Annotated in this window: 21 protein-coding genes; 4 read left to right on the plus strand and 17 right to left on the minus strand. The window is 38.4% G+C overall.

What is annotated here, in order from left to right; genetic code table 11:
* Window positions 1-42: 42 nt before the first annotated feature.
* From dxs to EHQ70_RS07780, 17 genes are all read right to left on the minus strand, one after another.
* Window positions 43-1,932, minus strand: coding sequence for a 1-deoxy-D-xylulose-5-phosphate synthase (gene dxs, locus EHQ70_RS07700; RefSeq protein ID WP_135585127.1), 1,890 nt, complete (start codon window positions 1,930-1,932; stop codon window positions 43-45).
* Window positions 1,933-1,939: 7 nt separating this feature from the next.
* Window positions 1,940-4,267 carry an adenylate/guanylate cyclase domain-containing protein gene (locus tag EHQ70_RS07705; RefSeq protein ID WP_135585129.1) on the minus strand — a complete coding sequence of 776 codons (2,328 nt, stop codon included), beginning with the start codon at window positions 4,265-4,267 and terminating at the stop codon, window positions 1,940-1,942.
* A 90-nt stretch (window positions 4,268-4,357) separates the two neighbouring features.
* Entirely contained in the window at window positions 4,358-5,158 is an 801-nt protein-coding gene (trpA, locus tag EHQ70_RS07710; protein WP_135585131.1) for a tryptophan synthase subunit alpha, read from the minus strand.
* Entirely contained in the window at window positions 5,159-6,346 is a 1,188-nt protein-coding gene (trpB, locus tag EHQ70_RS07715; RefSeq protein WP_135585133.1) for a tryptophan synthase subunit beta, read from the minus strand.
* Between the two features lie 193 nt (window positions 6,347-6,539).
* The gene (locus tag EHQ70_RS07720; RefSeq protein WP_135585135.1) at window positions 6,540-8,300 is read right to left on the minus strand and encodes a proline--tRNA ligase; all 1,761 of its coding nucleotides are present in this window, start codon (window positions 8,298-8,300) and stop codon (window positions 6,540-6,542) included.
* A 44-nt stretch (window positions 8,301-8,344) separates the two neighbouring features.
* Window positions 8,345-10,051, minus strand: a complete 1,707-nt coding sequence (locus EHQ70_RS07725) for a site-2 protease family protein (protein ID WP_135585137.1) — start codon at window positions 10,049-10,051, stop codon at window positions 8,345-8,347.
* The gene (dxr, locus tag EHQ70_RS07730; RefSeq protein ID WP_135585139.1) at window positions 10,048-11,208 is read right to left on the minus strand and encodes a 1-deoxy-D-xylulose-5-phosphate reductoisomerase; all 1,161 of its coding nucleotides are present in this window, start codon (window positions 11,206-11,208) and stop codon (window positions 10,048-10,050) included. Before dxr ends, EHQ70_RS07725 begins: the two co-directional genes overlap by 4 nt.
* 30 nt (window positions 11,209-11,238) lie before the next feature.
* Window positions 11,239-12,150 carry a phosphatidate cytidylyltransferase gene (locus EHQ70_RS07735; protein ID WP_135585141.1) on the minus strand — a complete coding sequence of 304 codons (912 nt, stop codon included), beginning with the start codon at window positions 12,148-12,150 and terminating at the stop codon, window positions 11,239-11,241.
* On the minus strand, window positions 12,147-12,860 hold the full coding sequence (locus EHQ70_RS07740; protein ID WP_135585143.1) for an isoprenyl transferase: 714 nt from the start codon (window positions 12,858-12,860) through the stop codon (window positions 12,147-12,149). Before EHQ70_RS07740 ends, EHQ70_RS07735 begins: the two co-directional genes overlap by 4 nt.
* A gap of 6 nt (window positions 12,861-12,866) precedes the next feature.
* A complete protein-coding gene (frr, locus tag EHQ70_RS07745; RefSeq protein WP_135579131.1) occupies window positions 12,867-13,418 on the minus strand; it encodes a ribosome recycling factor in 552 nt (183 codons plus the stop codon).
* Window positions 13,408-14,154: a UMP kinase gene (gene pyrH / locus EHQ70_RS07750; protein WP_135585145.1), complete on the minus strand. Its 747-nt coding sequence runs from the start codon at window positions 14,152-14,154 to the stop codon at window positions 13,408-13,410. The genes frr and pyrH overlap by 11 nt, the downstream gene beginning before the upstream one ends.
* Window positions 14,144-14,740 (minus strand): translation elongation factor Ts, encoded by a 597-nt coding sequence (gene tsf, locus EHQ70_RS07755; RefSeq protein ID WP_135579135.1) that lies wholly within the window; start codon window positions 14,738-14,740, stop codon window positions 14,144-14,146. Before tsf ends, pyrH begins: the two co-directional genes overlap by 11 nt.
* A 5-nt stretch (window positions 14,741-14,745) precedes the next feature.
* Window positions 14,746-15,633 (minus strand): 30S ribosomal protein S2, encoded by an 888-nt coding sequence (gene rpsB / locus EHQ70_RS07760; RefSeq protein WP_081581531.1) that lies wholly within the window; start codon window positions 15,631-15,633, stop codon window positions 14,746-14,748.
* A gap of 2 nt (window positions 15,634-15,635) precedes the next feature.
* Window positions 15,636-15,869, minus strand: a complete 234-nt coding sequence (locus EHQ70_RS07765) for a hypothetical protein (RefSeq protein WP_020776532.1) — start codon at window positions 15,867-15,869, stop codon at window positions 15,636-15,638.
* Between the two features lie 384 nt (window positions 15,870-16,253).
* Complete coding sequence (locus EHQ70_RS07770) at window positions 16,254-16,829, minus strand: hypothetical protein (RefSeq protein ID WP_135585147.1); 576 nt, start codon at window positions 16,827-16,829, stop codon at window positions 16,254-16,256.
* Window positions 16,830-16,914: 85 nt separating this feature from the next.
* The gene (locus EHQ70_RS07775; protein WP_135585149.1) at window positions 16,915-17,526 is read right to left on the minus strand and encodes a hypothetical protein; all 612 of its coding nucleotides are present in this window, start codon (window positions 17,524-17,526) and stop codon (window positions 16,915-16,917) included.
* Window positions 17,527-17,608: 82 nt separating this feature from the next.
* Window positions 17,609-18,430 (minus strand): metallophosphoesterase, encoded by an 822-nt coding sequence (locus tag EHQ70_RS07780; RefSeq protein ID WP_135585151.1) that lies wholly within the window; start codon window positions 18,428-18,430, stop codon window positions 17,609-17,611.
* Window positions 18,431-18,821: 391 nt separating this feature from the next.
* Here EHQ70_RS07780 and EHQ70_RS07785 point away from each other — a divergent pair, with 391 nt between their 5' ends.
* The 4 genes from EHQ70_RS07785 to EHQ70_RS07805 all read left to right on the plus strand — a co-directional run bounded on the left by EHQ70_RS07785 (window position 18,822) and on the right by EHQ70_RS07805 (window position 24,512).
* Window positions 18,822-19,163, plus strand: a complete 342-nt coding sequence (locus EHQ70_RS07785; protein ID WP_135585153.1) for a hypothetical protein — start codon at window positions 18,822-18,824, stop codon at window positions 19,161-19,163.
* The gene (locus tag EHQ70_RS07790; protein WP_135585155.1) at window positions 19,145-20,209 is read left to right on the plus strand and encodes a hypothetical protein; all 1,065 of its coding nucleotides are present in this window, start codon (window positions 19,145-19,147) and stop codon (window positions 20,207-20,209) included. The genes EHQ70_RS07785 and EHQ70_RS07790 overlap by 19 nt, the downstream gene beginning before the upstream one ends.
* A 351-nt stretch (window positions 20,210-20,560) precedes the next feature.
* Window positions 20,561-22,747 (plus strand): bifunctional alpha,alpha-trehalose-phosphate synthase (UDP-forming)/trehalose-phosphatase, encoded by a 2,187-nt coding sequence (locus tag EHQ70_RS07800; RefSeq protein WP_135585156.1) that lies wholly within the window; start codon window positions 20,561-20,563, stop codon window positions 22,745-22,747.
* Window positions 22,734-24,512 (plus strand): glycoside hydrolase family 15 protein, encoded by a 1,779-nt coding sequence (locus tag EHQ70_RS07805; RefSeq protein ID WP_135585158.1) that lies wholly within the window; start codon window positions 22,734-22,736, stop codon window positions 24,510-24,512. The genes EHQ70_RS07800 and EHQ70_RS07805 overlap by 14 nt, the downstream gene beginning before the upstream one ends.
* Window positions 24,513-24,680 lie beyond the last annotated feature (168 nt).

Raw genomic sequence — 24,680 nt, forward strand, 5'->3', positions numbered from 1 at the left:
TTTCATTTTCGGAAGACTTAAAAAATCTCCGTAAAACTATTTTTATTTTTTCAAAGACAAAACGAGTTCTTCCGCGATATGCGAAGCAGTCAGTCGGTAATGATCCAAAATCTGATTCCTTTCCCCATGGTGGATGGGTTCTGGCGGCAAGGCAAAGGTCTTCAAAAATTTGCTCAAGAAGTCAGATGGAATTTCATTCAAAAGAAAACCAGAAGCACCGGCATGGATATAACTTTCATCCAAAATCACAAATCGTTGGTTCTTTTCAATTTGTCCATGGACAAGTTCCTTATCATAAGGTCGTAACCAGAAAAGATCTACGACGGAAACGGAAATTCCTTTTTGTTTCAAAATCTCCGCTACAGCAGTTGCGATTGGCAACATAAACCCAACAGAAAGAATGAGTAAATCTTTTCCCTCGATAACCAACCGGCCTTTTGCCTTTTTGATTGTTTGAGGAGAATCAAACTTTAACTCACGTAAGTCGCCATTATCTTTCGGGAAACGAATGGCGATCGGGTGTTCTGTATAATCCTTCATAAAATGTAGGCTATCAATGATGTCTTGTGCGGAACTTGGAACAATGATGTCCATGTTGGGAAGCCCAGCCAAGTATCCAAGATCCGACAAACCTTGGTGAGTTTCGCCGTCCGGGCCAACAATTCCAGCACGATCGATCACAAACCGAACTGGTAAGTTCATAAGAGAAACATCTTCCACAAGTTGGTCCATAGCTCTTGTGAGAAATGTGGAATAAATACACATAAAAGGAATGGCGCCACCACTTGTCATCGCACCAGCAAATGCGACCGAATGTTGTTCCGCGATCCCCACATCAAATGTATGAGTTGGATAAGTTTCTTGGTATTCCCTAAGTCCCGAACCTTCAATCATCGCAGGAGTGATGACGGCAATTCGTTTGTCTTTGTCTGTTAAATCGGTAAGTGTTTTTCCAACAATTTTAGAAAGACTGATTTTATTGGAGTCAGAAGAAGCCATCTTCCCCGACTCTTTGTTAAACGGTGTGACACCATGATATTTGATGGGATCCGCTTCAGCAGGTTTGTAACCTTTTCCTTTTTGCGTTAATACATGCAAAAGGATGGGACCTTGGATTTTAGAAAGGTTTTGCAACATGTGAACCACACGATTCACATCGTGACCATCAATCGGTCCAAAATAAGTAAATCCCAAATCTTCAAAAAGTCCACCAGGACGCATCATAAAATGTTTAAAAGAAGTTTCCATATTATGAGCAAGTGCTTGTAACGCAGGCCCAATGAGCGGAATCCATTTTAAAAAACTATAAAATGCCGTTTTACCTTTGTTATAGATCTGAGAAGAGATGATACGATTGAGATAATTAGAAATGGAACCCACGTTTTTGGAAATCGACATGTAGTTATCATTCAAAATGACTAACATATTCGGTTTGATATGACCACCGTGGTTCATGGCTTCAATGGCCATTCCTGTGGCAATGGATGCATCTCCAATGACAGCAGTTACTTTGTAATCTTTTCCTAGTAAGTCACGGGCGCAGGCCTCACCAAGTGCCTGGGAAATAGAAGTCCCTGCATGGCCAGTGTTGTACAAATCATATTCCGATTCCTCTCGTTTGGGAAAACCGGATAGTCCTTGCCACTTACGAACGGTAGGAAGTTCTTTTTTTCTACCTGTGAGAATTTTATGAGGATAGGTTTGGTGACCCACGTCCCAGATGATTTTGTCAGTAGGAGTTTGGAACACATAGTGAAGGGCAACAGTAAGTTCCACAACACCTAGGTTACTAGCAAAATGCCCTCCCACGTCGGAGAGGGTGTCGATGATGTATTCCCGAAGGTCATGGCAGACCTCGGGGAGTTCTGCTTCTGTTATCTTTCTAAGGTCTTCCGGAAATTGGATTTTGTCGAGATAAGGATAAGATGGCATGTAAACTTCATGTTGCCGCCTTTTGGAGTGGCCGCTTCATTTTCTCCATATCTTCTGGGTTTGTGATTCCAAGCAATTCGTAAATCCGAACAGGTTGGGTTTTTCCTTTTACTCGCACTAAATCCAGTTCTCGAGCCACCACTCTGTCTTTCACTTTTTCGTAAGTGTATTCAGAAATGATCACATTTGTGGTGTACATTTTATTGGATCCTTCTAATCGGGATCCAAGATTGATGGTATCACCCATACAGGTATATTCCATCCTGTGAGAAGATCCCATATTCCCCACAACCGCTGGGCCAGAGTTCAAACCACATCCAATATCGATCACAGGAACATTTCGTTCTGCCCATTTTTGTTGGAGGACTTTTAAATAATCTAACTGAACGAGTGAGGCAACACAAGCATAGTACGCGTGGTCTTCGAGTGGAACCGGAGCTCCCCAGAATGCCATGATCGCATCTCCCATATATTTATCGATGGTTCCCTTGTATTCAATGATTATGTCCGTCATTGCCGACAGGTATTCGTTCAGTAATTTTACTAAATCTTCTGGACCTAACTGTTCGGAAATAGTCGTGAACCCGCGAACGTCAGAGAAGAAAATGGTGATTTCTCTTTTGGATCCACCAAGAGCCAAGTTGTCAGGGTGTTTGAGAAGTTCATCCACAACGTCTTTGGATACGAATTTGGAGAAGGTTTGACGAATGTATTTTACGTTCTCTTCTTCTGTTAAGATTCTAAATCCAATGATGGCCACAAATACAACAATCTGTTCGATCGTTACCGAAGGAAGGACAGTGATGAGGTTGAAGGTTTGGAAAATATAAAGAGCAGCTACAACATAAAGTAAGAGCTGGGTCAACATAATCGCAAAACCGATATGTGTTTTTACCCTTGGTTGCAAAAAGCCAATCATCACACCAAGACCAACATAAATTAGGAAAATTCCCCAGTTGGGAACAGTGGAAAGAAAATCTTGGTTTAAGATGGTGTTTACGGCATGAGCGTGGTGTTCAATTCCTGACATATCACCAAACGGAGATAAGTGGGAGTCTTTAGAAGCCCCACGACCGGTTGCATAATACATCGCTACAAGAAAGATTTTGTTACTGATTTGGTTTGCTTCGAGTAATTCAGCGTCCCAATCATTCGTAACTTCAAAAATTTCGTTTTGTTTGAAGGAATAACGTCCGCCGACAAAGTTGATTTCCATTTGACCTTCCCAGTCAATAGGAATCACAACTTCTCGCTTTTCGTTCGGAACTTGCATCACGTCTCTTTCTTCAAATTTTCGTTCTTTGATGTTAAACTCACGAATGATCTTTTTGGGAATATTGGACAATTTGATATAATGTCCCATATTGACTTCCACATCTCTTTGAACGTCAATACCGTAGTATTTACAAACAATGAGTAAGTCGATGGATGGGAAATATTCGGTTTCTCTTTCTCTGCCTGAATTATAAACCTTTACCACAAGTGGCATTTTACGATTCAAACCAGATTCATCTTTTTTTACGTTCGCAAAACCGAGACCAGCTGACAATTCAGCGATGGGTTCAATCGGAGGTTGAGGGAACTTCACCCAAGAAATTCCTGCATCGTTTTCATCGATGACATTTTTCAATTGAAACTTACGTAGGATATCAATTCGTTTTTCTAAATTGAGAACAGCCTCCTTCGATTCCGCACTGACTTCCATTGGAAAGTCGAAAAGGACATTCCGGTTCTTTTGAAGAGCTGCTGCCATCTCTTCCGTTTGACCGGGTTTGTAATCTACGAAGAAAATATCGAACATCAGAATGTTGTTCGAATCTTTAAAAGTTTCTATGATGTCTGCGTAATAACTCCAAGGCAAAGGCCAAGTCCCTTGTAATTTTTCGAGTGATTCTGTTGTGATACCAATAATATTGATATCCTTACGGGCCTTAGCTGGTGGTTGGAACTGGATGTATTCAATACGGCCCGTGTCCCCTTCGCTTTCTGTTTTTGTATTAGAACCACGTAGAAATTGGAATCTTGTGGAAACGGAATTTTCTTCCAAATCTTTGAGTGGTTGGAAAGTATTTACCATTGCATACATAAAAATGGCAATTACATAAGACAACCAAATGGCACCTGACTTTTGTTTGTCTTTAGAAACCTTTTCAATGGTTTTATAAACAAAGTAAGAGGAAACAAGTAAGGCAAGTAAACCACCGATAAGGAAGGAAAATTCATATTCCCATCCTGTCATGATGACAGAAATGATCACACCGAGTGTTCCTAGGGTGGCAACGGTAACACTGAGATAGTCCAAAATCGAAAGCGATTTTGATTCTTTGTCGGACATAGAGCCTCTTTATTCGTTTGGGAATTTCCGACCATTTTCCCGGAATTTTTAAAGAGACTCAAATGTTTTTGAAAGATTCAGGAAAAAAATTTAGGAAATTGATGCCCTGATTTTTGAAATGTAATCCGCCAATGCCGTAACGGTTTTGGTTTTGTCCGATCCGTTTTCTTCGATGACCCGTTGGATGGCAGAACCAATGATGATTCCGTCCGCATACTGAGAAATTTGGTTGGCTTGGTCGGGAGTGGAGATTCCAAACCCAGCACAAATCGGCAATTGGATAGTATCCTTTAAGAATTTGATTCTTTCTTTCAAATCGACCGAAAACTCACGTCTTTCCCCTGTCACCCCAAACGAAGTCACATAGTAAATGAAACCGGAAGATGTTTTGCTAAGAGCTTGGATCCTCTTTTTTTCAGAAGCCGGAGTGACCAAATGGATGAGATCCATATCCCGTAATTTTAGTTCTCGAAACAAAGTTTCACTTTCTTCTGTATCAAAAGGTAAGTCAGGAATCACAAGTCCAACAATTCCTGATTCCTTGGCTCGGTCTAAAAATTTCGTAATCCCACAATGGTAAATGGGATTGAAATAAGTTAGGTAAACAAGAGGAGTCTCAGGTTTGTGATCATGAATGGCTTTTGTAACCCGAAAGATTTCATCAAAAGAAAAACGATTTTTTAAAGAACGAGCCGCTGCCCTTTGGATGACGGGACCATCGGCAACAGGGTCAGAAAAAGGAATTCCAAGTTCTAAAATATCTGCCCCATTGTCTAAAATGGTTTTCCCAAATTCGATAGAATCATTATAGTTTGGATCCCCTAAGGTAAAATAAGGGATAAACGCGGATTTAAAACGCCCACTCTCAAATAAGGATTTTATTTTACTCATTTACTTTCTTTCACCTAAAAGCCGCAAAACTTCCGTTACGTCCTTATCGCCCCGACCAGAAAGACAAATGACTAAATCTTTTTTCTTTCCTAAATCTTTGGCAACGTCACGTGCCACATGAAAAGCATGAGCTGTCTCAAGGGCAGGAATGATTCCTTCCACACGAGTGACCTCTAAAAAAGAATCTAATGCTTGTTCGTCTGTCACCATTCGGTAATCCACTCTACCCGTTTGGGAAAGATAAGCATGTTCCGGTCCCACACCCGGGTAATCGAGTCCTGCGGAAACAGAATGTGCTGGAACAATTTGACCAAATTCATCTTGGATGATGAGAGTTTTTGTTCCATGTAAAAATCCTGTTTTTCCATAGGTTAAAGTAGCAGAATGTTCTCCTGGTTTTGGACCAAGACCTCCTGCTTCTGCTCCATAGATAGCGACTTGTTTGTCTTTTAAAAATGCATGGAACATACCAATGGAATTAGATCCTCCGCCCACACAAGCAACGATCGCATTGGGAAGTTTTTTGTTTCGTTTTTTAAACTCTGATCTTGCCTCTGATCCTATAAAAGATTGGAAGTCACGAACAATCATTGGAAAAGGATGTGGCCCAATGGCAGACCCAACAATGTAATGAGTTGTGGATACATTGAGTGCCCAGTCTCTCATAGCTTCACTGGTGGCTTCTTTGAGAGTGGCTTCTCCCGCAGTGACTGGAAGAATTTTAGCACCTAACATCTCAATTTTTTTGGCATTGAGGTTTTGTCTTTCAACGTCAACAGCGCCCATGTAAACAACAGTTTCCATTCCAAACATCGCACCAACAGTTGCAGTTGCAAGACCATGCTGGCCTGCTCCTGTTTCTGCGATGATCCGTTTTTTTCCCATATAACGTGCAACAAGCGCCTGCCCTATAGCATTATTAATTTTATGTGCGCCGGTATGATTTAAATCTTCTCGTTTGAGCCAGATACGAGCACCTCCCCATAGTTTGGTGAGACGTTCGGCATAAGTCAGAGGACTAGGTCTTCCGACGTAGTTCTTTAAATAGTATTCGAGTTCTTTTTTGAACTTCTTACTTTTCTTTAACTTTTGATAGGTGGATTCAAGTTCTTCTAATGCTTCCGTTAAAATCTCAGGAGAGTAACGGCCACCGAATTCACCAAAATATCCAGGTAGGTTTTTGCCCATATATCCCAAGATGAGAGGATGGGGGAATATGAAAACTGCTTCTTTTGTGGGGGGTGGGGGTTTTTGGGTACAGTCTCCCCGCCCTGATTTAAGGGTGGGGAACTAGACCCGCCACCCAATGGCTTCCTTTTATCACAAAGCCCTAATTCTTGCGACCCCTTCTCCCGATTCTAAAGAAAAAATCTGAAGAAGTTCATGTTCCCACTTGCTCGACAGCTTTCTCAAGGGTCTCGTGAAGGCTCCGGATTTGATTTTGCAGTTTTTTTACCAAATCTTCATTCGTTGAAAAGGAAACGGTTTCTTCCGTCATTGATTTGCGGTCGAGGATGGTGATTTCCCCTTTTTCCAAAAATCCCTTCCCAAGAGTGAGTCTGATCGGAAAACCAATGAGCTCCGAATCTTTGAATTTAAAACCAGGCCCTAGGTCCCGGTCATCCCAAAGAACTTCAATTCCTGCTGCCACTAAAGCATTGTAAATGGATTCAATTTTTGCAATATCCTCTGGATTTTTAGCGATACTCACCAAACAAACAGTAAACGGAGCAATGGATATAGGCCAAAAAATCCCTTTATCATCGTTACATTGTTCGATGACGGTGGCCATACAACGATTTACACCAATCCCATAACAACCCATAGTCGTTGTGGTTGCTTTTCCTTTATCATTTAAAACAGTGATATCAAAAGCTTTGGAATATTTTTGACCTAACTTAAAAATATGGCCTACTTCGATTCCTTTTTCTGCAGTGAGACCAGTTCCACAGTTAGGACAAGGATCTCCTACTTTGGATTGCGATACATCAATCCTTGTGACTTCCTCTTCTGTAAAAAATTTAGAAACTTGGATTCCTGCCGTATGGTGATCCACTTCGTTAGCACCAGATATATAACCAAAATTCAAATCGATAAGAGAATCAATGATGACTTTGAGTTTTTCCGATTTTGGAAATCCTGGACCAATGAATCCGGGAACAAGCCCCAGTTTTTCCATTTCAGCCGGACCCATAGGTCTTAGTTCATTACAACCCAAATGGTTTTTTAGTTTGTTCTCGTTGAGTTCACGGTCACCCTCTAAAAAAACAAGGACATAGGTTCCGTCTGCCCAGAGGGCAACTGCTTTTAAGAGATTTTCTTCCTTCGTTTTGATAAACTCAGCAACTTCTGCTATTGTTTTTTTGGATGGAGTATGGATCTTGTCACTTCCAGCAAACGCCTGTTTTGTTATACTTTGATTACGAATCACAGGAGTTTTTTCAATATTTCCGGAATATTGGCAAGAAGGGCAAATCGTAAGTGTTTCTTCACCAATCGGAGACACCACCATAAATTCTTCTGAGGCAGACCCACCCATATTTCCCGAATCCGCTTGAACAGGGATCGTAGAAAGTCCCATCCCCGCAAAAATCCTACGGTAGGTTTTACGCATTGTTTGATACGTTTTATCTAAAGATTCATCATCTAAATGAAAGGAATAGGCATCCTTCATTGTAAATTCACGAGAACGAATCACTCCAAACCTTGGACGAATTTCATCTCTAAACTTTGTATGGATTTGATACACATTGATAGGTAGGTCTTTGTAAGAACGAACCATTGGTTTCACGAGTACACAAAAAGATTCTTCATGAGTCGGTCCCAGACAACTTTCATTATCATGCCGATCTTTCAAACGAAACATCTCTTTCCCCATTTTATCCCAACGACCAGACTCTTTCCAAATTTCACTAGGAGTTAAAATGGGAAGTTGAAATTCCAAGGCACCGGCGCGGTCCATTTCAGAACGAACAATACCTTCAATTTTTTTTAAAATTCTAAGTCCAAGTGGTAAATAAGAATACAAACCCGCAGCAGATTTACGAATGAGCCCTGCTCTTGTCATTAGTTTATGAGATGCAACCACTGCATCTTGCGGATCTTCTTTTGCCGTAGGAATCAAATAGGAACTAGCTTTCATCGACCTTTTCTCTTTTATTTATATACAATTAGAATTAACAAAATTTAAAAAATACGCATCACATCATTAAACGAAACATAAAGCCCAAGTCCAATGAGAAAGAAAAATCCCAATCGAAAGATAGCTTCGATCGCTTTTCTCGGAAGTGGTCTACCTGTAATGGCCTCATAAGCATACAGTACAATATGTCCGCCGTCAGCCATAGGGATAGGAAGTAAATTCATCACCATTAACGCTAAAGAAATTTTTGCAACAAAGTCCAGGTAAGTCACCCAACCATATTCCAAACTAATTCCCGCAATTTGTACAATTCCAATAGGGCCGGATAGATTTTCTTTGGGAGAAAGAAGCCCAGAAAACAACATCCCTATTCCTTTTAAAGTAGTGGATACATTTTCATAAACTTTTGTGGATGCACCCACTAATGAGGAATATACGGTAGATTCTTTTTGAAGTTTTTCTGCTTCAAATTTCATCGAAGCACGAAATCCAAGTAAACCAATCGGTTTCAAATTGACATCAGCAGAATATTTCATATTCCCAATCCAGATGTCTTTTCTACCTGTAGATTGTTTCAAATATTCCGAAAAGGCATCCGCTTTTTCAAAGGTTTTGTTTTCAACTTTTAAGTTCGAAAGGCGATTTTCAATTTCCGCATCATAACTATCCAACCGGAAGTAAGGGATCCCTAATTCCGAAAACTTAGGATGTCTAATGTCCCAAAACTCAAATACATTGGCACCTAACACAGGTATTTGAATCGTAACAGTTTCAGTCGCCCAAGGAGTGAGGAGTGGATAGGTTTTTCTTTCCACAACTACAGGAATTGTTTTTCCCTGATGTTTCCCTAGTTCTGTTTGTAGCTCAGGCACAGTATGAACATCCACACCTGCCACTTGGAGGATCATATCTCCATCTTTTAGGAAAGAGAGAGCTCGCCTACGAAGGGATTTTTCCCGTTCCTGGATTTCTCTTTGTTTTAAGAGTTCTTCTGGAATTTCATCCTTTCTTTCTTCAATTTTTTCCTGAAAGTATACAGAGGATTTGTCATCACGATCGAGTAAGTTCGCCATAAAATGACTGACTTGTTCCCCATAAGTAAAAGTAGCCACCACTCTTCTTTCTCCAAATGGCATCACTCCAATCGTTGGATGTCCCCCGGCAGAATATAAATTTGGTACAACTTGTACGGTTTTTACTTCCTCTTCCCGTTTGTAAGAAACTTCCACAGGATCACCCGTGGTCAAACTGACATTGGTAAATATATCTTCGAAACTTTCTGTTTTTTTCCCATTGATCGAAACAATTTGATCTCCCGTACGAAGCCCAGCAGTATAAGCCGGACTCGAAACTTTGTTCGCATCTTCGATAAAAATTCGATTAGAAGAAGGACTATCACCCGAAAGTTCTAATATAAACAACAAAACAAAACCTAAAACCAAATTGGCGAATGGACCACCAAGAACAGGAATCATTCGACGAAGTGGTGGTGTGGAAAGCAAATCCCCTTGTCTTGGCTTTTTATTTTTAGAATAATCATCCCCACGAAAAAGAACATACCCACCAATCGGGATGGCAGTGATTTGGTAGATGGTTTTCCCAATTCTTTTTTTCCAAATTCCTTTTCCATACCCAAGAGAAAAAATGCGAGCTTCTACTCCGACCAACTTTCCACATAAGAGGTGCCCCAATTCATGGATAAAAATAGAAACCGCTAACATAAATACAGCACCGAGTACCATGATGATCATATAGTCACTCCCCCTCTCTGAAATTCTTTTTGGATAAATTCACGTGTTTCACGATCTTTTTCTAAATATCCTTCCAGATCACTCGGGAAGGCATTCGGAATTTTGTTCAATGCCGATTCGATTAACTTTGGAATGGCGGTAAAAGAAATTTTTTCTTCTAAAAACAATGCAACAGCTTCTTCATTGGCCGCATTGAAAACGCTAGGTGCCGTTCCCCCTGCCCTTCCCGCTTGGAATGCCAGCTTGAGTCCAGGATAACGACTTAGGTCAGGTGGAAAAAATTCCAAGGTTTTCCAAGTTGCGGGTTTTCTCTCGACTAGCATCTTCGGTGTTGGCGTTGGATAAAATAAAGAATGTGCAATGGGATAAATCATATCGGGATGGCTTGTGTATTGCAAACAAGCGCCGTCAAGAGTTTCAATGATTCCGTGGGTGAGTGATTGTGGGTGGACCACCACTTCAATCTCGTCATAAGAAAATCCAAATAAAAAATGAGCTTCGATCACTTCGAGACCCTTGTTAATAAGTCCAGCAGAATCCACTGTGATTTTTGGGCCCATCGACCAAGTCGGATGATTTAGCGCCTGTTTTACGGATACATGTTCTAAATCCTCAATAGGAAGAGTGCGAAAACTTCCCCCCGATGCCGTGAGAGTGATGGCACGAATATTGGATCTTTTTTCTCTTTCAATCAGCTGAAAGAGTGCATTGTGTTCCGAGTCAACAGGGACCATTAAAGTGTTGTATTTTGCCACCAAACGGTTGATCAGTGGTCCAAAGGTCACTAGAGTTTCTTTATTAGCTATGGCAATTTTTTTACCAGCTTCAATGGCTGCGATGGTAGGTTTTACCCCTCTCGCTCCGACAACAGCTGTTACAACCACAGAAACAGAAGGAAGACGCACTAAATCCGATAAAGAATCTTCCCCATAAAGAATGTTAGTGGACTCATATTTGGATCCAAGGCCACCCTCTAACTTCGAATCGGTGATAGAAATCACCTCAGGAGAAAATTCTTCAATGAGAGCCTTGGCAAGTTCTAAGTTCGAATGAACCGAAAAACTACGTAAAGAAAAGGAATCTTTAAATTGGCGGAGCACCTTCACTGTCGAAGAGCCAACAGAACCAGAAATTCCTAATACGGATACTCCAACCATGTAACTCTTAGACCGTTCCGAAAGTGGGAATCAGACCGCGTAACCGAGAATTCCCTTAAATAGGAAGTAATAGTAAATCACAGGAACGGTAAAAAGGAGTGCATCTGCCAAATCCAAAACCCCACCGTGCCCAGGAATCAAACTTCCCGAATCTTTGATTTTGGCATCTCGTTTCATGGCAGACTCAGCCAAATCTCCCATCACAGAAATGATAGAAACCACAAAAGCCACGATCACGGATTCTATGACTCCAATTGGCAATTTCACACCACTAAAATGTTCCCAAGTAAAATTTAAAATTTGGACGCCAACAACAGCTGTGATATTTCCAGTCACATAACCTTCCCAAGTTTTTTTGGGAGAGATCTTGAGTCCGGCAGGATGTTTTCCAAACCAACGACCACCAAAATAGGCTCCTGCATCACTCATAAAAGTAATCACGGAAACTAAAAAGATATAATAAGCGCCGAAAGGGAATGCGAGTAGGAGTAAAAAATGCCCAATGGGAATCGCTAGATAAATTGGCCCAAGAATGGTGGCACTGGCAGAAAACAAAGCACCATCTAACGGACGTTTCAGGATTTGTAAAATCCAAACCGTGAGAGAAAGTGCAATGAGTAAAAAAGGAATCGGATGGAATCCTTCTCGAAGGATCTTAGATAATTCTAAAACAAAAGTAGGAGGAGTGACTTCAAACTGAAGGCCTAAAAACTGAATGTAATAAACAGTAAAAATCAAAAGGGAAAAGAACAGACCAGTTCCAAAAAATGGTTTGGAATCTTCTCTTCTGCAAAATGCATACAGTTCTTTTAAACCTAAATAGATGGTTACACAACCAAAGGCATAGAACTCCAAATAGTAAAAAGAACTATGGAAGATCATAAACACATATACAAATGTTAATACAATTGCAGAAAGGATACGGAGTGTTGTCTCACTCATAACAAACCACCAAATTTACGTTTTCGGGAATCAAAAAAAAGAAGGGCTTCTTCCAAAGAAGTTCTTCCAAAGTCCGGCCAAAGAGTATTCGTAAAATACATTTCAGCATAAGCACTCTGCCACAAAAGAAAATTGGAAATCCTTTGTTCTCCCGCAGTTCTGATCAATAAATCTACCGGCGGCAAAGGGGATGTATACAAATATTTTTCAAATTCTTTGGCACTAATGGGTTTGTCCAAGGTTTCTTTTTTGGACTTCCGTGCAGCCATCACACGTGAAAAATTACTGAGGATCTCTTCATGACCACCATAGTTCAAACAAAAGTTGGCAGTCAGTTTTTTGTTCTTTTTTGTGACCGCCATTGCATGGTCAATTTTTGAGAGAACCGTTTTAGAAAGTTTATTCCGTGCTCCACTGTGATGGATACGAATGCCTTTCTCGTGAATGGTATCGAGTCTTGTTTCGATAAACTCAACTAACAAACCAAAGATGGCTTGGATTTCCGTAATAGGGCGTTTCCAATTTTCTGTGGAAAAAGCATAAAGAGAGATGTTGGGAATTTTGTATTCCAAGGCCACATCCAAAAGGCGATCAATTGCGTTCGCCCCTTCTCTATGGCCTTCGGTTCTTTTTTTCCCCTGGCTTTCGGCCCACCTTCCATTTCCGTCCATGATGACAGCAATGTGCGCAGGCGTAGTATTCAACTTCATAGAAAATTAAAGAGTAGTGATCTCTTTTTCTTTTTCCTTTTCTAAGTCTCCCAATTTGGCAATATAAGAATCCGTAATTTTTTGGATTTTGTCTTGATGGCCTTTTAATTCATCTTGGGACATTTCTGCCTGGTGTTTTTTTAATTCATCATTGGCATCACGACGGATGTTACGAATGGCAACTTTTTTTTCTTCGGCCTTTTGTTTGACCACTTTTGCAAGTTCTTTCCGTCTTTCCCCTGTTAGTTCAGGGATATTGATTCGGATACTAGACCCATCGTTGTTTGGAGTGAGTCCAAGACTTGCTGCAAAAATTGCCTTTTCGATGTCTTTCAACATTCCTTTTTCAAAAGGAGTGATGAGGATGACACGAGGTTCTGGGCAAGCAATTTTACCAAGTTGGTTTAAAGGGGTGAGTGTTCCATAATAGTCAACTCGAACATCTTCCACCATCATTGGATTTGCTTTTCCCGTACGAATCGTACCGAAGTCTTTTTTCAAAGCATCAACGGTTTTGTCCATTTTAGACTGCATGGATTTTATAATTTCATCTACCATCTAGAATCACTTCCTCTGAATTGGAGATCAATGTACCAATTGGTTCCCCATCGATTAATTTTCTTAAATTTCCTGCCTTAAAGATATCAAAAACAATGATGGGCATATTATTGTCCATACAGAGACTAAGAGCAGTTGAATCCATAACCTTTAGGCGGTGTTTGATGGACTCCATAAAAGAAACTTCTAAGTAACGTTTTGCCGTTGGGTCCTTTTTCGGATCCGCAGTGTACACCCCGTCCACTTTTGTGGCCTTAAGAATAACTTCACATCCTACTTCCACCGCTCGTAGAGATGCAGTTGTATCCGTTGTAAAATACGGATTTCCTGTTCCACCAGCGAATATAATCACACGATTTTTTTCTAAATGGCGAACGGCACGTCTACGAATATAAGGTTCTGCAACGGATTTCATTTCGATGGCGGAAAGAACTCGGGTAAACATCCCTTGTTTTTCACATGCATCTTGTAAGGCGAGACCATTCATAATGGTGCCAAGCATTCCCATGTAGTCTGCAGTAGCTCTGTCCATTCCGGACTTGGCTAAAGTTTCGCCACGGATCATATTTCCACCGCCCACAACCACAGCAACTTCTAGACCTAAGTCATGAACTTCTTTGATTTGTCCGGCAAGTGAAAATGTTTTATTGGTATCAATACCAAGTTCACCCTCACCGGCAAGAGCCTCGCCGGAGAGTTTGATAAGAATTCTTTTGAAACGCGGACTAGTTCCCACCTACTTGGAACCTCGAGAACCTACCAACAGTAATGTTCTCTCCAAACTTCGCAATGGCTTCTTGGAGAAGGTCATTGATGGTTTTGGAGTTGTCACGAATCGATTTTTGGTGGATGAGACAAATCTCTTCAAAGTATTTTTTCATTTTACCAGGAAGGATTTTTTCGATTTGGTCTGCTTTTTTACCTTCTTTTTCAAGAAGAGCTTTTTGCACACCCATCTCATTGTCAATTTCTGACTGAGGAATAGATTCCTCGTTTACGTAAAGTGGGTTCATCGCAGTGATTTGAAGAGCAATCTCTTTTCCAAGAGCTTCAAACGCTTCATTGTTTGCAACGAAGTCAGTTTCACAGTTAAGTTCGACAAGAACTCCTGTTTTTCCTGTTCCGTGAATGTAAGCGATGACTTTTCCTTCACCAGTTTCACGACCAGCACGTTTTGCTGCTTTCGCTAAACCTTTTTCTCTTAAGTATGTAACTGCTTTTTCAATATCACCACCCTTTTCTTCGAGGGCTTTTTTGCAGTCCATCATCCCCGCGCCTGTACGTTCGCGGAGATCTTTAATTTGTTCAGAGCTAACTGCCATTAGTATTATCCTTCTGTAGTAGGTTTTACTTCTGCTGCTGTTTCCGCTGCTTTTTTAGCAGCTTCTGCATCAACAGGGATGTCTTTTGCAACTGGAGGAAGTTCATCGTCCATAATGAATTTTCCAGACTCATCATACTCACCTTGGTATTCCAGAGCAAGTTGTTCTGCGTCCATATCTTCAGCAAAATTAGTTTGGATGACTTCTCCACCTGTTCCTTCGAGTACAGCATTTGCCATAGTATCAAGGAATAAAGAAATTGCACGGATTGCATCATCGTTACCTGGAATTGGGTAATCGATTGGTTCTGGATCACAGTTTGTATCAATCACTGCGAACACTTTCAAACCAAGTTTTTTTGCTTCTTTCACAGCAATTTCTTCTTTTTTAGGATCGATAACAAAAAGAATCTCAGGCACAACAGCCATATCTTTAATTCCGCCAAGTGTTTGGCGAAGTTTTTCTAACTCACGTTTGAGTGAAAGTGCTTCTTTTTTAGTTCTAGCTTCTTGTTCGAAAGAGTTGTTCTCTTCCATTTGCTCAAGTCTTTTCAAACGAGCAATTGACTTCTTCACTGTGTTCCAGTTTGTCAAAAGTCCACCTAACCAACGGTTAGATACATAGTACATACTGCACGCTTGTGCGGCTCTTTCAATCGCGCCACGAGCTTGTTTTTTAGTTCCTACAAATAGAACTTTCTTACCTTGACCGGTAAGTTTTTTCAAAGCATCGTAAGCTTCTTTTGTTTTTTGAACAGTCTTTTGAAGGTCGATGATATGAATTCCGTTACGAGCCGTATAAACATAAGGACTCATTTTTGGATTCCAACGACGTGTTTGGTGACCGAAGTGTACGCCTGCTTCTAGCAGACTTTTCATGGAAATTACTGACATAGTTACCCCTTTTTTAATGCGAGATATCCAGACGCTACAAGACCAACGATACTTGCAGGGGTTAGCTGGAACTCGACTTTAATTATGTAAAGCTCTAATGATACTGGTGAATCGAACAAAAATCGAGAGAGGTACGTTGTGCCAAGAAGTCGGTCAAGGACCACTCCAGCCACAGCTCCCGCCATCAGTCCCAAAAAAAGCACCAAAAGTAGGTTCCCGATTTGGGTTTTGTTCATCCAAAAGCACCTTTGTCAAGCTTCCCTGTCAGGATTTGGAATTTAGGCAGATTGTCAAGGGGAAAGGAATTTAAGGCTCCAAAATGAATTTCCCGGGATTTAAGCTACCAAAAAAGAACGGGAAATTTAGGCTAAATCCCTTTTTTGTTTTGGGCGCCTCCGATCTTATCAAAAAAGTGGGATCCATCCCAAAAAGGACCGGGCTCCTCCGGGGTGCGCTTACGCTCCCGTCTGCCATACGGCAGACCAAGCCCTCGGATCCCTGGCGCGGGAAAAATTCCTTCCTCATTCACCTCATTATCGAAGAACTCAACAATGCAAAGATTAGATTTCTAAAAACAGCTCGCAACCAAAAGCCTCAGCAGAACCGATGCCATCTAAATATTAATATATATCAAAACAATACCTAACCACTTTATAAATTAAGTATATCGGAACAGAACAAACGACAAAGTTCTTGAGTATTTTATCAGGACCACTAACTACCCTTATTTGATTCTGTCTAGCAAATGAGATCAAATAGGTTTTCGCCGCAACAAAGTCATTTTTCATTCCTCTGGAAAAATTTAAAGTTATCAGAGATTTATTTTTCATAACGATCCCAATTGTTGAATACCAAAAGATATCATCAAAATAAAAGGAATCGATTTGGTCTGAATGAAAATATAGTTCCTTTAAGGGCAAAAGGAGATTTTTATGACTAATCACAATTTCTTCAGATGTTGCTGATAAAATGGCAAATTGATTCCTTAAAGCAACATATGAGAATAACCTACGAAAAAAAATATGAAGACCAAAAATTACAAGTAATGTAGTAGATACGGAAACTATGATAGAGTCAGAAAATATGCCAAAAAGAAAACTCGCAAAGTATATGATGAAACTTGGTCTTCTATGTTCATTTCGGATATAAACTCTGACTTCATACAAACGATAATTTTTCCCTAAAAAGGTAAACATATATAAGGAAGTTGCGTACCTCAAACGAGGCCGCAAGTGCCGAAGCACAAACGTTTCCCCCGTTGTGTTATGCCTGGTTCTATATTTAAAATAACTTTATAGAGTTAACTATTTTTTTTATTTCTTCAAACTTTCCGTTTTTTTCATCAGTTCGGAATCCAGTTCCAATCATAAAAAACTGATTGTTATGTGGCAAAATCCAAAGAGCTGAAGTTGTTTCAAACGATAACTCTTCATCGATTTTTAATGTATAAGAAAATCTAACAAAACCACAAGTTTTCCCGTTAATCGTTATAATTTCCGGCTCATCGATGATTTTGTAATTTAAGAACTTTGATTCCAATACAGAAGTAATAGATTTGAGAATCATATCGGGTTTTGATAAATCTAAATTTCCAGCAGGTTTGATATTAATTTTGATGGAAGGGTTAAGATCATCATGTGGTTCTTTATACTTTGTTATAGCGAAAAACGGTATAGTCGCATGTTTCTTGATTGAATCAGTAAATTCATCATCATTTGTTTTGATATTTTTCAAATGTTCTGAAAAATCTTCAGCAGAGACATCAAACCAATTATTCGGTTTCTCTATTGAAATACCGAATGTTTTAAACTCTATAGTCTTAGTGTCTTTTGCATACAAATGTTGCGAAACAAATGTAAGAGCGATTGAAATAATGATTAATTTATGTTTCATAAATTGTCCTTTTTTATATACCTTGGTGCCTTGCGCCTAACGAAATCATATACAAAACGCCTAAAAGTCTACAATTAAATTCCTACTTAGAACGCAAAACGATGATAGGAACTTCTACTGGGCAATAAAACCGAACAGGAATGATTGACCACCCTACACCTGCCGAAATAAACACCAACTCATTGTATTTAGATTTCTTAATACCAATATCGAAGTTTTTATCTTGCACCGGCAAAACAGGAGATTTGTTTAAGAAAGGGATTCTAACCTGTCCGCCATGGGTATGTCCCGCAATGAATAAATCAATTTTTCCAGAATGAGGAGCATTTGCAGAATCGGGGTTATGAGCCAATACTATTCTAAAATCTTTTTGACTTGATCCTCTTAGAACATCATCAATCGGTATATGGTCTTCCCAATAGTCACCTAACCCAGCAATGGCGATTTGATCGACACCTTTATTTATAAATACAATTCTATTACGAGCCGACTTCCCACTTTCCTCTAATAATTTTAGAGATAAATTGTGATTTGCCCAATGATCGTGGTTCCCATTGACAAATAATTCACCATCTTTTGCTTTTAAAATTCCAAGCAATTTCCAGACATTGATCAATTCTTGATCAAAATTTCTTTTTTTAACATAGTCGCCAATGCCTACAATTAAATCTGGATTTTGTTCATTGATCTTGTTTAGAGTATTTGCAATCCAGAATTCAGGAACTAAAAAACCATAATGCAAATCCGACAAAACAGCAATTCGGTATCCATCGAAACTTTTTGGTATTTTATTTGATTCAATTTCATACACGGGCATTCGGACCAAATACCTTTCCACGAACAAAGAATTTACTAAAATCAGAAAGAAAACAATGGCAGAAGTTTTAATAAATTTATTTTTCATTTTTCGATGAAATTTACTTTCAAGTAAAACAGAATCAATTCTTTAATATAGTTCAAGAAAATCTATTTCAAGAAAAATCAACCGCAAAGTTCTCATCATTTTCTATTTTAAACCTAACCAAGGCAATATCAAATCAACGATTGTTCATAAAATGTATCACCACAAAAGGAGACTTATAGGATACAAAAATTCCTATAGCATTAGGCAAACAAATGTTATCGATATCACTTTAATGAATTACTATAAACCAAAAAGTAAATATGTTTTGCGACTTTGGACAAAATCTAATTCTATTCCGAATCATTGAACTAATGTTATTTTTAAAAATCGAACGTTTCAATTATAAAAATATGATTGATTCGTTTTTGTAATCTTTGATATTTAGACCCAAATGAAATGGATCATCACCTTATTTCTGTTTTGCTTTCAAAACTGTATTGCAGGCCCTAGTTTTCATGGTCTTGGCAATATGAGTTCCGCCGGAAATAACAAACGAGTTTACTATGACGAAAAAACAGGTAACTTTGAAACGATTGCGAATTTTAGAGGGAACATTGTCAAACTAGGCACAGTTGTTCCAGACAAAACTCAAAATTTAGATCCCAAACTAAAGAAAAAAAGAATCTGTGAAACAACAGATACTGATTTAGTCAAAACTTTTGATTTAATTGATGAGAACACAATTGTATCAGTTTACGAATCTTCTGGTTTTATATGCATCGAATATTATTAATTCTGTTTATTTGTTTTTCTGTCGGCTGTACAAACCACAGATCCTATAGACAAATCACTTTTGAGAAAAAAGATTACCAAACAAACAAACGCCTACCATTCATTGGAACTATTTGCTCCCCTGGACTCTTTTTCCCAAAAAACGAATATATTCAATACTCACTGATCCAAATTTGGGAAGATGGAGAATTTAGAATTTCCAACTTATGGAAAGAACCATTTGATGCGATTGAAGATCTAAGAATTTACCATTCACCTGACTACATATGGATGTTTTCCTTTATACCACTTTTCAGCAAATACGATTGCGACAAATACCATGTCACAGGGTATCTACTCTATCTGGATGAAAAATCAAAACAAAAATTAAACAAGAAATTACAAACAGAAACAATCAAAACTCCTTCAGACCTTCCCATGATGGTGGTTCGTGAATATCGTTTGATGGATGCAGATCTACTTTCGCAAAAAAGATACGAACAAAGAGAAGTGGAAAGAAAAACCGATCCTAGATATCATAAAGAATCCTTTCAACTTCCTAAAGTTTGGGATCCTAAACCCAAATCAGAAATAGTCAATATGCCTAATGAAAGACTAATTGATTACTGTTTAGAATTCCCTTATGAATGTGTGACAGATCCTAATTACTTGGGAGAGATTCGATTCCGAAGCAACACAAACCAAAAGAAAAATCTAAACCCATCCGATTTTTCTTCTTCCTTTTTAACAAAAACAGAAACCACAACCAATCAAATCTATTTCGGTTGTTATTGTCGTAAAAAACCTGACCAATCCATTTATAGCATCTGCCCCATCGATAACTCTGGTTTGGATTCTGTTTGTAAGAGTAAAAACGATTGTCTGGAAAGAACTAACGGCGAAGGTCAAAAGCTTTGTCACAAAAAATTTAAAGAAGATCTATCCATTCTTATGAAAACAAAAGAATCAAAAGATGCCATCCATAAAGAAAAAGACAACTTTGATCGAATGATTTTTTACACAAAGAAATTATGGGCATTGGAAACATTGAAAGAACTCAACGAATGAACGTGAGAACACTATGCAAACCATTTAGGTAATTTTTATTCTTGGATGCTCGGTGATTGGAAAACAAAAGAATCTGAGTTTCGAGAATTTCTAAAACCAAAATCTCTCGCATCAAAAAAGAAAGAATTGGGTTTCAAATTGAATGGATAGATTCTTATCAAAGGATGATAACAGTACTGAGAAAAAATAAAAGCAAAACTGTATTACAAAGAGTCTAATCAGTTTAGATATCTTCTGAAATGAAAACATAAATCAAAAAAAATTTTATCATTTATAGAACTTACAAACAAGTAGAGGATTTTTTTCTCATAAATCCCTTGCAATGATCTTTCTACATGTTTTCATAGTAGTATGAGATTGATACTTGTATCCAACAGGTTACCAGTCCAATGGGATGGAACACCTAACGTAGGCGGTTTAGCCACTGGGCTCTCAAGTTTTTTATCAGACTGGAAGTCACAAGGAAACGAAATTATATGGGTTGGGTGGCCTGGCAAGTCCATACCAGAAAAAGAACAATCAACCTATGCGGAAGTCATGGAAAAGGAACATGGCACCGTTCCCGTATTCTTAAAACAAAAGTTAGCTGATTCTTTTTACAATGGATTCTGCAACAAAACTCTTTGGCCCTTATTTCATTACTTCACTGCACACTGCGAATATTTAGATGCCACTTTTGATTCCTACGAAGAAGCTAATAACGAATTTGCAAAATCAGTGGCCAAAGTTTACCAACCAGGAGATTGGGTTTGGGTACATGACTACCATTTGTTTTTATTACCTGGTTTTTTAAGAAACCTATATCCAAATATTTTAATTTCTTTTTTTCTACATATTCCCTTCCCTACATTCGAAATTTTCCGTTTGTTACCCGAGAGGTTCAGAACCAAAATCTTAACTGGAGTTTTGGGAGCAGATTTAATCGGTTTTCACACGCAAAGTTATACACAATATTTTTTAAGAACTTTACTACGATGTTTAGGAATCGAAAACGAAAGAGGGATCATTTACCATCAAAATCACATAACAAAAACAGGTGCTTTCCCGATGGGGATCAATGTAGAACAATTTTCAGTCTATGCAAAATCTAAAGAATGTAGGAATATAGCATCAACCTTCAATAAAAACCATAAAGATCTCAAACAAATTCTTTCCGTAGATCGACTGGACTACACCAAAGGTGTATTGCAAAGGCTGAATGCTTTTGAACTATTCTTAAAACAAAATCCTCTATGGATCAAAAAATGTAAGTTAGTTTTAGTACTTGTTCCATCAAGAACCGATGTATCTAGTTATCAATCCATGAAAAGAGCCATTGATGAAAAAGTAGGATCGATTAATGGAAGTTTTGGAACACTAGACTGGACTCCCATTTTATACCAATACAAAGGTTTCCCATTCGAGGAATTGGTTCCCTTGTATAGAAACACCCAAGTTATGCTCGTGACTCCCTATCGAGATGGAATGAACTTAGTAGCAAAAGAATTTTTGGTTTCGCAAACAAACGGGATGTTGGTCTTAAGCGAAATGGCCGGAGCATCAGCGGAACTACCAGAAGCTATTTTAGTAAACCCGAATGATTTATCTGGAATGGCAAACTCGATTAAAGAAGCAATCGAAATGGACGAAAAAGAAATTCAATTTCGAAATAAAGTAATGATCAATCGCCTTTCCGAGAACACAGTCAACGATTGGGCAAAAAGAATTTTTTCAGATACAGAAGATACCTCTAAAAAGAATTTAGCATTCCAAACAAAATCAGTATCACCAAATTCTGAATTTTTGTTACCAACAAAAGACAAACCAGTTTTTATCATTTTTGATTACGATGGGACATTGGTTCCTTTCGAACCATTACCACATTTGGCGATTCCGAGTCAGGAGCTACTGAATGCTTTTACGGAAATGTTAAAGATCCCAAATTTATCAATCGCTATCATCAGCGGCAGAGATAAATCGTTTCTAGAAAAAACGTTCCAAACATTACCTGTTCATCTCGTAGCGGAACATGGGGCATGGCATAAACCACCTTACGGATCAAAATGGAATTCGTTATTTACTTCTAATGTAGACTGGAAATCACAAATCAAAAACCATTTAAATGAATTCACCAAAAGAGTTCCCGGATCTTTCACAGAAGAAAAAGAATTTTCCTTAGTTTGGCATTTTAGAAACGCCGATCTAGACATTGGGCTCAACGCCGCAAGAGAGATGTTAGATGAATTATCTCAAATCTCTTCTAACAGTGGATTTTTTGTTCAACGAGGAAATAAAATCATAGAGGTGCGTGAATATGGAACTGGCAAAGGAAAAGCTGCCTCAAAAATTGTTCCACAATCTGATTTGAGTTTATATGTGTTTGGAGATGACACAACTGATGAAGATATGTTTAGAGAGTTACCAGATTCTGCGATCACCGTTAAAATTGGAAAATCAGAAACCATTGCAAAATATAGATTCAAAAACCCTGAAGAAGTACATATCTGGATTCAAAATCTAATTTCCCATTTAAAAAGGAACAATAATGGAACAACATAAGTACAATCTTGGCATTATTGGTAACGGAAGTTACATTGCACATATTAATACCAAAGCTGATATAGTTTGGTTGTGTTGGCCTAATTTTGATAGTTCTCCAATATTTGGAAATTTACTTGATGAGAGATGCGGATCATTTTCACTCATCCCTCAATCTAAGATAATTTCAAGTTCACAATCTTATTTAGAAAATACAAATATACTTCGTACGGATATAGTTACAGAAACAGGTTCATTCGCAGTTATTGATTTTGCACCGAGATATTACAAAAATGGTGTGTTACACTACAAAAGAAATCTCTACAGGAAAATCGTTCCGATAGATGGTAATATAAAAATTAAAATTTTAATTAATCCTACTTATTCTTATGGGAACGAAATTTTACGACCAAAAGTTGTTTCAAATCTAATTCAATATGAATCATCTGAATTCAAAATAAATTTGTTAGCAAATGTTTCGGTAAACCAAATTATCAAAGAAAACTTTTTCCAATTAAACCAAACATTATACCTTGGTCTATTTGAATCAGCTCCAGAGGAAATCATTCTAAATGAATGGATTGAATCAGAATTCATAAAAACCAAAAACTACTGGCAAAACTGGGTCAAACACTGTACGATTCCGAATTTTGCACAAAAACAACAAATTCGTTCTGCACTTTGTTTAAAACTCCATCAGTTTCAAGAAACAGGAGCAATCATTGCTGCGTCCACCACAAGTTTGCCGGAAGCACCAAAGTCAGGTCGCAATTGGGATTATCGTTACTGCTGGTTACGTGATGGTTTTTATACATTATTAGCACTCACAAATCTAGGTCAATTTGAAGAATTGGAAAGGTATTCACAATACATTAGCAATCTAACACCTACAGAGGATGGAAGGTTCCAACCGTTATATAGTATATTTGGAGAAAACTTACTCGAAGAAAAAATTTTAGAATTAGATGGTTATTTAAAAAATGGACCAGTTCGAGTTGGGAACTCCGCTTACACACACAAACAAAACGATGCTTACGGACAAATTTTATTATCCTTACTCCCCTTATATTTAGATGAAAGGATCCCTGAAAAAAATAGATTTCATAATCTAAAATTAGTAAAAACAATTTTAGAACAAATTGAATTAACCATGGATGAACCGGATGCAGGACTCTGGGAATTTCGGAATTTTTCGCAAAAACATTGTTATACGTTTTTATTTCACTGGGTAGGAGCTAAAGCTGCAAAAGAAATTGCAATCAAACTAGATCAGAATGAAATCCTAAACAAAACTGAACAATTAATGGAAAAAGCAAAAAATAATATAGAGGCTTGTTTCGATGAAGAGCTCGGTTGTTATACGCAAGCACAAGGTAAAAAAGATTTAGACGCAAGTTTACTCCAACTCATCACTCTCGGATATTTAGATCCAAAAACTGACAGGGCAAAATCGCATATACAGGCTATTGAAAGTTCGCTGAAATCTAAAAATGGATTTATGTATCGGTATCTTCATCAAGATGATTTTGGCAAACCGGAAACAACATTTTTGGTATGTACATTTTGGTACATAGAAGCACTGGCGTGTATGGACCGTGTCGATGAGGCTTCTGAATTATTCGAATATGTTTGTACGCACTCAAATCATGTTGGATTGTTTAGTGAAGACTTGGAATCAAATTCAGGGGGACAATGGGGAAATTTTCCCCAAACCTATAGTCATGTCGGGCTCGTGAATGCTGCACAAAAAATCTCACAAAAAAAATCGAAAGGTTTGTTTTGGTAGTTTTTTAGGATAGTAGAACCCCTAACCTTGGGATCCGAAATTTCTTAACTTTCGTTTGGTCTGAGAATTAAAATAAAACTCCAATCATATTCTTTTTTCTTTCGCTTCTCTCCGTTTTGTCTTGAACCATTCTAAACACTGTCAAGAATTAAAAAATCCAAGAATCTT

The sequence above is a fragment of the Leptospira congkakensis genome (genome assembly GCF_004770265.1).
GTDB classification, from domain to species: Bacteria; Spirochaetota; Leptospiria; order Leptospirales; family Leptospiraceae; genus Leptospira_A; species Leptospira_A congkakensis.